Source organism: Pseudoalteromonas sp. SANK 73390 (genome assembly GCF_054966645.1).
In genome coordinates, this window is record NZ_ARPN01000118.1 from 21,444 (window position 1) to 32,837 (window position 11,394).

Annotated in this window: 7 protein-coding genes; 3 read left to right on the forward strand and 4 right to left on the reverse strand. The window is 39.8% G+C overall.

The window, feature by feature from the left end; all coding sequences use genetic code 11:
* Positions 1-183: 183 nt before the first annotated feature.
* Complete coding sequence (locus tag SANK73390_RS16530; RefSeq protein ID WP_462767437.1) at positions 184-342, reverse strand: hypothetical protein; 159 nt, start codon at positions 340-342, stop codon at positions 184-186.
* 478 nt (positions 343-820) lie between these two features.
* Here SANK73390_RS16530 and SANK73390_RS16535 point away from each other — a divergent pair, with 478 nt between their 5' ends.
* Positions 821-1,810, forward strand: a complete 990-nt coding sequence (locus SANK73390_RS16535; RefSeq protein WP_462767438.1) for a LacI family DNA-binding transcriptional regulator — start codon at positions 821-823, stop codon at positions 1,808-1,810.
* 174 nt (positions 1,811-1,984) lie between these two features.
* Here SANK73390_RS16535 and SANK73390_RS16540 read toward each other — a convergent pair whose 3' ends face one another.
* A complete protein-coding gene (locus tag SANK73390_RS16540; RefSeq protein ID WP_462767440.1) occupies positions 1,985-2,878 on the reverse strand; it encodes a hypothetical protein in 894 nt (297 codons plus the stop codon).
* A gap of 524 nt (positions 2,879-3,402) precedes the next feature.
* Complete coding sequence (gene hrpB / locus SANK73390_RS16545; RefSeq protein ID WP_462767441.1) at positions 3,403-5,829, reverse strand: ATP-dependent helicase HrpB; 2,427 nt, start codon at positions 5,827-5,829, stop codon at positions 3,403-3,405.
* A gap of 297 nt (positions 5,830-6,126) precedes the next feature.
* Between hrpB and SANK73390_RS16550 the strand changes: the two genes are divergently transcribed.
* Both SANK73390_RS16550 and SANK73390_RS16555 read left to right on the forward strand, forming a co-directional pair.
* Entirely contained in the window at positions 6,127-7,470 is a 1,344-nt protein-coding gene (locus tag SANK73390_RS16550) for an ABC transporter permease (protein ID WP_462767443.1), read from the forward strand.
* Positions 7,471-7,479: 9 nt separating this feature from the next.
* Positions 7,480-8,697 carry an ABC transporter permease gene (locus tag SANK73390_RS16555; RefSeq protein WP_462767444.1) on the forward strand — a complete coding sequence of 406 codons (1,218 nt, stop codon included), beginning with the start codon at positions 7,480-7,482 and terminating at the stop codon, positions 8,695-8,697.
* Positions 8,698-8,760: 63 nt separating this feature from the next.
* Here SANK73390_RS16555 and metH read toward each other — a convergent pair whose 3' ends face one another.
* Positions 8,761-11,394, reverse strand: a complete 2,634-nt coding sequence (metH, locus tag SANK73390_RS16560) for a methionine synthase (protein ID WP_462767445.1) — start codon at positions 11,392-11,394, stop codon at positions 8,761-8,763.

Here is an 11,394-nt window from a genome sequence, read left to right on the forward strand (position 1 = left end):
AATCGTTCAAAGTATAATGAATCGATCAGCTGAAGATACAACAATGATGATTAATTCATACAACATCATCAGTGAATGTATACCCTAATTACTCAGGTTCTCATTACTTTTAATTTAATATACCTAACTTTGTTCGCTCAGTGTTTGCTGTGTGGCTCAGTAAACACTGAGCCGCTAACATTATTAACAAATGATCGCCGTTGGGCAATGTGCTGGAGATGTATAACACGCTCCATAAGCTTTACTATAAGCACCCGTGCCACCCGCCACTTCTTTAGTTTGGCTATTATCTAGTGTTTTGTTTTTGTTCAATGCTTTAAGTTGTACTTTTTTAAGTTTCATGTTGTTTCCTATTATTTCGTTATAAATTTATTTTATAAGTATAAAGACAAGCAACCGCTGACGCTGTACTCATCTAATAAACAATGTGTTTAATTTTGCAACAAAACTCAAGAGCTCCAAGCAAGCTATTTTAGTAATTTTTGCAGTCACTTGTTTTTTAAGTTATTTATTATATTGAATTTTTATCATGTTAAAGAAAAATGACAGCGTTCGACATTTAAAGCGCTTATTGCTTAACTCAGAACGAAATATAACTTACTAGATTTTAGTCACTAACTACTTTTTAAAGATTGACAATCAATAGCTTCAAAACATCACAACACGTTTATACTTTATTGTCCGTCAATCAAAATCGGTAACATCGCATAAAGGTATTTTGACTATACTTGTTTAGCATTGTTACAATGCTAAACAAGTACCGCTGCTATGTCATTATGGGCCCAAGGTCTGTTCACTCACATTTATAGAAAATATTACCTTGAATAAAAGTAACACACAGTCAGTCACTGTACATGACGTGGCACGTATTGCAGGCGTCTCTAAATCCACTGTATCGCTGGTATTGCGTCATAGTGAAAAAGTAAGCAAAAACACCAAAGAAAAAGTGCTAAGCGCCATAAAGCAAACAGGATATGTATATAATCGTGAAGCTGCGGCAATGCGAAGCAAGTCCTCTGATTTGGTGGCTATTGTTATTAACGACCTAACCCACCCATTTTTTGCTAAATTAGCTGTTTCTATCGAAGCACATATTCGCAAGCTTGGTTTTATGACCACTTTAGTTAGCACCAATGAAAACGCATTAACACAAACGCAGGTAGTTGCTAAACTCCAAGAGTATCGTGTAAAAGCATTTGTTATCTGCCCTACCGTCAACACACAAGCAAGCTGGCTAAATCAATTAAGAACTCCTAGCACTCAAGTTATAACGGTTATACGCCAAGTTAACAACTGCGATGTATCTTGCGTACTACCCAACAATGAGCTAGGTACATTTCAAGCAACAAAAGCCTTAATTGCACGCGGGCACAAACACATTGCATTTATTGGAGGAGATGCCACCGTATCTGATTACCAACAACGATTAAACGGTTTCAATAGTGCAATAAATACGCAAAGCAATCTACATTCTTGGGTGTTTAACAGCGTAGCAAGCAGGTATGGAGGGCGTATGGCTATGTCTGAATGCTTAGCTCAGGTACCTCAAGTAGAGTCTATCGTTTGTTTTAATGACATGGTTGCGTATGGGTCTGTCGAACACTTACTTGAGCAGGGCCTTAAACCAGGCGAGAATATTGGTGTAATAGGTTTTGATGACCTAGATGAATCCAAAAATATGGGTGTCCCTTTAAGTACTGTACAAATTAATACTGATGAGATTGCAAAGACGGTCTGTAACATAATTCAGGGGATCACCTGTGAAGGTTTACATCAAATTCCCGTTGCACTTATAGAGCGCGATTCATAGCGCCCCCTCAAAGCACTAATCTCTAGGTAATTCACTCATTTTATTACACTCTCCTTTTTACATTGACTGAAGGTTATAAACCGCCCGCTACCCAATTATATTCATTTTACTTACTCGCCGTAATTAAAGGTGGGCTGCCACCTTTAATATAATGCTTAGTCAATTGAGTATGGTTTATTGTTTAGTTCTGAGGTTCTCAATAATCTGGGCATCCACCCAGTATTTTTTGCCTATGTAATTACGGCTTCCATCTTCTTTGACTTCCCAGTCTCCTCTACTAAAAAAGAGATATTTCCCATCATATGTCACCTGTGGAGCACTTTCCTGTAAATCTGTGTTTATTTGCGGACCCATATTTGTTGGTGATGACCAAGAGCCGTCATCCTGTTTAAAACTAATGTAGAGATCCGATTGTCCGTAGCCATCCTCTCGCACTACATCCCATATTAAATAGGATTCATCTAACGCGATAAATGGATGAGCAATCCACTTACCTTTATTCATCTCATTGCTCAATGTCACTGGGGATTCATATTGGCCATCAACCAGTCGAGAATAACTAAGTTTACCGTGTCCCGTATTAAAATCTTTTTCAAACAGAGGAAAATAATAAGTACCTTTAGATGAAACTGATAAACCATGCGCGGTTTGCTTTAAGAAATCCCCAGGGCTTTTCAGGTCTGACCAACCATTGTCGGTTCGTTCTCTATATTCCTTTCCAACGTAAATTATATTGCCATCAGCAGAGAATTGTGGCCACTTTATATCAGTCTCAAACTCCTGCCCCCAGAGATTTTGTTCATAACGAATAACAAAAAATGTGCGTTTTTTATGTGTCCCTCCTCTTCGAGTGAAATAAAACTCCTTCATATCTGGTGAAAACCAACCAGCATCAAACCTTCCTTCTGGAGATACTATTTTAGGGTCAAAAAGTTTAGGAATTAAGGCCGGTGGCTTTTCGCCAAAATAATCGCTTTCTACGATTGGAGATTCACCTTTACTATAACTATTGCCACTAATCGTTATAGTAAAAAACAGTAATATACTTGACATAAAAATTCGATTCATAATCTACTTCCCTTTAAATCAAAGCGTTATTCAACTTCCCTATTGAAGTTGCTTTAATTGATATAATGTTTAAATGTAATTGAGTAAGCATCGAACTTAAATAAAGCTGCTTTAAAATACCAGACGCGCTTATGACTTTTAGATGACTTTTTGCTGACGGCAACAATTAAATATTAACAAAACTTAGAAAACAAAGGGTTACACCCAATTAGTGACACACCACTAAACTAGAGTTTTCCAATTTAGCTTGGTAAACGGCTGGCGGCAGATCACCAAAGTTTTCATGAGTATGCTCATAATTGTGAGCTAATCACCAGAACCATTACTTTTACTTGAGAGGTATTTTCAAATAAGTAAATATCTGAAAATTATTGCCTGCATGAATCGTTGTATTCACAAGCTTGGTTTTATGACAACCCGAGTTAGCATTAGTGAAAATGTGTTAACACAAACGCAAGTTGTAACTAACCGCAATTCATAACACTCCCTCAAAGCCCTGGATTTTTGTTAATTCACTAGCTTTATTACATTTTACTTTTTACTTTATTAGTCGCTTGCGCATTGGCGGGGTCATCTGGCCAAAAATGTTTGGGGTAGCGCCCTTTCATTTCTTTTTGAACCTCTTTGTAGCTTGTTTGCCAAAAATGGGCTAAGTCTTGTGTTAACTGCAAAGGTCGCCGCGCGGGCGACAATAACTCCATTAATAATGGTAATTGGCCATTACACAATTTTGGCGTTTCAGTCAGACCGTACACTTCTTGCATTCGCACCGAAAGCTTTGCTGGGCCCTCTAATTGATATTCAATTTTTATGCTAGAACCGCTGGGCACGTCAATGCGCTTTGGTAAAATATGCTCCAAACGCTGTTGTAAGTGCCAATCTAACAAGGTTTGCAATGAATTGGCCAAATCAAATTTTTTTAATTCAGTAAATTGCTTAACATTATCTAAAAAAGGTGCCAGCCATTTCGCTAAATTAGCAAGTAACGACACCTCATCAATTTGCTTAAACTCTTGTGGATAAAACTGCTGAGCAAGTGTCATTCTAATCAATAACTGTTTAGTTTGCGGGTATTGCTCAAAAAACTCTAAGCCATGCTTTTGTAATAAATTTAACCAAGCTTGTGTACGGGTTTGCACATTTAGCGCTTTACTACTTGGCTGTGAATGTATTATTAACGCACCTACCAGAGTACGCTCTTCATGTAAAAATCGCTCTTTTTTTTCATCAAATTCACACACACTTTGTTGGCTAAACAAGTGTGGCAGCATATCTTGAACTAACACCATATTAAGCTCTGTAGCACTAAAAATACGCTGCCCTTTTACACCGCCCAAAGTTGCAACCGCAATATAGTCGCTATCTAACCAAAGGCTTTCGTGATTGTTTACACCGGCTCCATTAGCAAGCAAAAAACCTTGCCCGCGACGTTTGGCTAATCTATCAGGAAAAGCAAGCGCAACAACTATGCTTAAAAATTCACATGCCAGCTCTGTCGGTTTATTTAATTTAAATCGCTTTAACCAAATAGCTAAATGCTCAGAAAATTGTTTTTGCGGTTTTTCAAACTGAGCTTGCAAAGCAAGCCTCAGTTCAGTGGGTCCCTTAACTCGGCTCTCTAACAAAGCAATAAAATAACACCCTAGCACACTAATGCCGGGAAGCTGGTCTTCTAACTCTTGAGTTTTTATTAACATATGCGCAAGTCGAGGATCTGTACCAAATTGATGAATTTTTTGGCCCAATGCTGTTAGCCTGTTGTCTTCATCTAGAATTTCTAGCATTTGCAGCAAGCCATGTGCTTGTTTAATCGCTATGGGAGTTGGCTTATCAAGTAAAGGCAGCTGGGTAATATCCGTGCCCCAAATTTTAGCTTCAAGCACTAAAGGCGCTATATCAGAACACAAAATTTCCGCTATATCATATTTATCTCGGCGTTCAAACTGCGCATGAGATCCGAGTCGAAAAACAACACCTGGCTCAATTCTGCCAGCTCGGCCAGCCCTTTGTACTGCTGAGGAACGTGATATGGAAAGCGTGATCAGTTCAGTAACGCCTGTTTTTAAATTAAATCGTGCTGCTCTGCGTTTGCCACAATCGACAACTACTCTAATACCTTCAATCGTTAATGAAGTTTCTGCCACATTGGTGGTTAATACAACCTTACGCCTGCCTTTTTGCGCGGGCGCTATCGCTGTTTGTTGTGTCGCTTTATCTTGTTCACCAAACAAAGTAACAACATCTACATCATTCGCTACTTTTTCACTTAACTGCCCTAGCAAGTAATTAATCTCTCGTTGGCCTGGTAAAAACACAAGTGCGCTACCATCTTGCTGCTCTAGTGCATTTAACACCAATGATGGCATAGCTTCTAGCCATTTACCTTCGTCATGTAATGGCTGGTAGATTTCACTTACGGGATAACTACGCCCCTGTGAAGATACAAGGGGGCAATGTAAAAATGACTGATAACGCTCACTGTCTAATGTAGCCGACATAACCAAAATATTTAAATCATCACGAAAGGCTGACTGTGTTTCTAACGCAAATGCCAATGCCGTATCTGCCGCTAAAGAGCGCTCATGAAACTCATCAAAAATAACTAAATCAACACCACTGAGTTCTGGGTCTGCTTGGAGCATTCGTGTTAACACCCCCTCAGTGACAATTTCTAGACGTGTCGCACTTGAAACCACTACTTCATTGCGCATGCGTAAACCAATCGTTTGCCCTAAAGGCTCTTGCTGTTGAATTGATAAAAAATACGCAATATTGCGCGCAGCCAAACGCCGAGGTTCTAACATGATAATTCGTTGAAAATGATTATCTCGTACTAATTGTAATGGCAGCCATGATGACTTACCTGCGCCAGGCGGCGCTTGCAACAAAACGGTGTTGTGACTTTTAAACTTAGAGACCAATTGCGGGTAAACAGACTGGATGGGTAACACAATACAACTCTTCACGATTTTTTTTACAATTTTAGCACGCTAGTAGCAAACGCTTAAGCGCCATTTTACCTTTATTCTTAAGCGCTTTCAGCATGCTTTTTGTATCAAAAAAATAGTAACTAAAATACTCACAAATCAAAATACGCACAATAGTATATATAAAGTTATTAATATGTAAAAAATAAAGACAAACATAGGTAACTTACTGTATCCTAGCAATTAATGGAAAATGCAAATAGCCTTTCGTGATGCTTTGCTTTTATTCAAACTCAATGTTTGTCTCTACAAGGAGAACTAATGATCCCCTATTATTTTAAGCTTGCTTGGTTGAGTATCCGTGCCACACCCTTGCTTAGCCTATTAATGGTGCTAATCATTGCTATTGGTATTGCAACATCTATGGTCGCTTATACTATTACCTATATGATGTCCAAACACCCCCTCGAAGCCAAAGCCGATACCGTATTTAAAGTTTACTTAAATGCATGGAATGCAAGTCGCCCCTACAAAGAAAAAAATGGCAAAGAGCAGGCTTCAGACTTGCTCACCTACATGGATTACACTAATTTATCTGCAGCCCATAAAAAGAGTAACATAGTAAAAACACACACTCCTGTTGCACAACATAAAGCGTTAATAAGAACCCCACAACAAGCAAAAGCTGAAGCCCAAATGCGTTATATGTACACTGTTAATAAATCGTTCTTCACAATGTTTGACTCTCCTTTTTTATATGGTGCGCCTTGGACAACACAATCTGATGAAAAAGGCGGACTTGATGTTGTAATAAGTAAGCCCTTTAATGACTTAGTTTTCAAAGGACAAAACTCCGTAGGTAAACCGCTGATGATAGGCGAACATACATTTACAGTGTCAGGCGTGTTAGATACTTGGCACCCGATCCCTAAATATTTTGACTATGCAAGCTATGCTTATAATAAACCTCATGATCTATACGTACCGTTTCAAACTCAAATAAGCTCACAGCTTTATTTAGGTCCTTACTTTCCAATCTATTGCCCAAGGCTGCCTGAAAATATCACCTTTCATACTATTTTAAAATCAGACTGTTTATGGCTGTTTTTGTGGGTTGAGCTAAATGATAGTAATCAAAGAGATGCTTATAATGCACTGCTTAGAGATTATGATGAGCAGCAAAAGCAAATGGGCCGTTTTCCTAGACCAATAAATAGTTATGTGCGTAATATTTCTGAGTATTTTGTGTATGCTGGGGTGGTGCCAGAGCACTCAAAAATGGCTGTTTGGCTAGCATTTGCGTTTTTAGCTGTTTGCTTATTAAATTGTATGAGCCTACTGGTAAATAAATTTCATAATAAACGAAACGAAATTGGCTTACGACGAGCAATAGGTGCCAGTAAGCAACAGATTGCCATACAATTTGGTTGCGAAACCGTGTTAATCGGTTTGGTAGGGGGCATATTTGGTCTATTACTTGCTCAGGTCGGCTTACTCACAGCCAGAAATATCTTTCACTTCCTCAATATCAGTTTTATGCAGATGGATGCCCTACTCGTTATTTCCACCCTTATTTTAGCTGTCTGTTCAACCTGCTTATTTGGATTATGGCCAATTTATAAAGCGATAAAAATACAGCCTTCTAGCCAATTAAAAAGTTTGTAGGAGCCAGTAGTGAAAGACTTATTACCCATATTAAAATCTCTAAAGCAAAAAAAAGGCTCAGCGATATTACTGATATTGCAAATTTCAGTGACGCTAACCATTATTATTAATACCGCATTCATACTACAACAAAAACAAGCACGCATTTTAGCTGATAGCGGTATATCTGAAAAAGACACATTCAGTTTCAACATGAACCTGCAAGGTGAACCTGATGAGCTTGTCTCACTACTAAAACAAGACCTATTAGCCATAAGAGCTTTGCCAAGTGTTCATAACGCATCATCAACATCAAGTATTCCCTATTCACAACGCGGTGGAACAGAAAACATCAGTTTGCCTACTAACCCTGACGAAGTAGTGATCCGAGCTGCAAGTTACTGGGGTAGCTATAATATGAAAGACACTTGGAAAATCGAGATGCTTGCAGGTGAGTGGTTCAAAGAGAGTGACGTCTTTTATTATACTGACGCCAGCGAAAGCCGAGCTGGTCAGAATCAGCTGGTGATTTCCCAAGCGCTGGCAAAAAAACTATTTCCGGATGATTGGCGACAAGTAGTTGGTGAAATGATTTTTGCATCAGGCACTGCCTATACAGTACGTGGGGTTGCATATCAGTTTCCTAGTAGTGGCTGGAGCTGGTGGGAAAACCACTGGTATGGCATTATCACTAATGCAAATTTGCTCTCTACAGAGCCTAAAATTATTGTAAGAGCGCAGCCAGGGATGCGTGAACAAGCAATGAAAGATGTAACTGAATTACTAATGAAAACACCTGAACGCTGGATTGACCAAATGATTTCATTCGAACAACTAAGGCAGACTGCGCATCAAAATGACGCTGCAGTGGTAGTAATATTAGTCGTTATGATAGTGATCATTAGCATTGCCGCGTCACTGGGGATCTTTGCTCAAGTTCGCTTTTCAATTATTACTCGGCGCAAACAAATTGGTACGCGTCGTGCTCTGGGTGCGAGTAAAACTCAAGTTTTAAGGTTCTTTATGTTAGAGAGCTTTATTATCTGTAGCGTGGGCGTACTAATTGGCATTAGCTTTAGTATCATTATTAATGTTTATCTGATAAACACACTTTCAATTAGTCCAGTACCAGCAAGCTATTTATTTATTGGTGCGCTATGCATGTGGTTTATCAGCCAATTAGCGACTATGCAGCCCGTTATTCAAGCAAGTAAAATATCGCCTGCAATTGTTACTCGTAGTGCATAACCTTACCTTATAAACAATAAAAAGCGCTTCATTTTAAAGCGCTTTTTGTTAAAGTGATAAAAGTTAACTAGGCTCATAACCAAGATTCGGTGATAACCAACGCTCGGCCTCAACTAACGTCATGTCGGTGCGTCTTGCATAGTCTTCTACCTGATCCTTTTGAATACTGGCTACCGCATAATATTTTGCTTCTGGATGCGAAAAATACCATCCAGACACTGCCGCACCCGGCCACATCGCATAAGAACTTGTAAGCTGCATACCTATTCGTTGCTCAGTGTTTAGCAGCTGCCAAATTTTCTTTTTCTCGGTATGCTCTGGGCATGCAGGGTAGCCTGGAGCTGGGCGAATACCTTGATAGTTTTCACGAATAAGCGCCTCATTGCTCAGGTGCTCATCTGGTGCATAACCCCAGTATTGCTTTCGCACTTGTTCATGCAAATATTCTGCAAACGCTTCGGCAAGTCTATCAGCAATGGCCTTAACCATAATTTTATTGTAGTCATCTTGTTGAGCATCAAACGCATCTGCTAAATCATCTTCCTCTAAACCACCAGTTACGGCAAAAGCACCAAAATAATCGGCAACACCTTTAGGGGCAACATAATCTGCTAAGCAATAATTTGGAAAATCTGTTTTTTCAGTTTGCTGGCGCAAGTGACACGACAATGACAAAATTTCAGAGCGTGTTTCATCGGTATAAATCTCAATATCGTCACCAACACGATTAGCCGGGAATAACCCAATCACACCTAACGGCTGCAATACACCCGTTTTTTCAAATTCATCTAGCATCGCATTGGCATCTGCAAACAAACTTTGCGCCTGTTCACCAACCACTTCATCATTAAGAATACGCGGGTACTTACCTGCCAACGACCAAGTCATAAAAAACGGGGTCCAGTCGATATAGTTTCGAAGTGTGCTAATACTTACATTGGTGAATTCAGTTACGCCCAATTTCTTTGGCACCGGAGGGGTATAGTTATCCCAATCAAGTTTTATCGCATTATCCCGTGCACGTTGTAAAGTAACTGGCTTTGAACGTGGTTTTTTACGTGCTTGTTGCTCACGTACTTTTTCATATTCCACAGTTGTTTTGGCTAAAAAATCACTCTTTTGCGTTTTGCTAAGCAAATTAGACACAACACCGACTGCGCGGCTAGCATTATTTACATACACCACACCTTTATCATACTGTGGCTCTATTTTAACCGCTGTATGCGCTTTAGACGTTGTTGCACCACCTATCAATAGCGGAAGCTCAAACCCTCTACGCTTCATTTCTTTGCCCACATGCACCATTTCATCTAAAGAAGGCGTGATCAAACCAGATAAACCGATTATATCTGCCTTTTCGTCAATGGCGGTTTGTAGAATTTTTTCTGCAGGCACCATCACACCAAGATCAATCACTTCATAATTATTACATTGCAGTACCACACCAACAATATTCTTACCAATATCGTGAACGTCGCCTTTTACTGTCGCCATCACGATTTTACCGTTGGTATCACCTTCTTGTTTTTCTTCTTCGATATAAGGGTCAAGATAAGCCACCGCACGCTTCATAACTCGCGCCGATTTAACCACTTGAGGCAAAAACATTTTACCGGCACCAAATAAGTCTCCAACCACGTTCATGCCATCCATCAGCGGCCCTTCAATGACCTCTATAGGCTTATTCATACCAGCTCGACATTCTTCCGTATCATCATCAATATATTCGGTAATGCCTTTAACTAACGCATGCTCTAACCGTTTTGCCACAGGCCAAGCGCGCCACTCTAAGTCTTCAACTTTCGCTGCCTGTGCCATACCTGAGTACTTCGGGGCAAGTTCAACCAAACGCTCACCCGCTTCACTATCCTTATTTAGAATAACGTCTTCTACTGCTTGTCTAAGCTCTTGTGGTATATCGTCATACACAGCCAACTGACCTGCATTCACAATTCCCATATCCATGCCCGCTTGAATAGCATGATATAAAAAGACTGAATGGATGGCCTCTCGAACAGGGTTGTTACCCCGAAATGAGAATGATACGTTAGAGACCCCACCCGATACCTTGCAATGCGGTAGTTCTGACTTTATACGGCGTGTTCCTTCAATGAATTCAACAGCATAGTTGTCATGCTCTTCAATACCGGTAGCTACAGCAAAAATATTAGGGTCAAAAATAATGTCTTCAGGCGCAAAGCCTAACTGCTCGACCAAAATACGATATGAACGTTGGCAAATTTCAAACTTTCTTTTTGCAGTTTCTGCTTGCCCTACTTCATCAAATGCCATAACCACTGCAGCGGCACCAAAGCGCTTGATGATCTTAGCCTGATGAATAAAGGGTTCTTCACCTTCTTTAAGAGAGATAGAGTTAACAATGGCTTTACCTTGGATACATTTCAGACCAGCCTCAATTACTTCCCATTTGGATGAGTCAACCATGATAGGTACTCGAGAAATATCAGGCTCAGAGGCAATCAAATTCAAAAACTTCACCATCGCGGCTTTTGAATCTAACATGGCTTCATCCATGTTGATGTCAATTATCTGTGCACCATTTTCTACCTGATCGCGTGCGACATCTAAGGCTTTTTCGTATTCTTCTTCTAAAATTAGGCGCTTAAAACGCGCAGAGCCGGTCACATTAGTCCGCTCACCAACGTTGGTAAATATGGCTATAGATTGTTGCGTCAT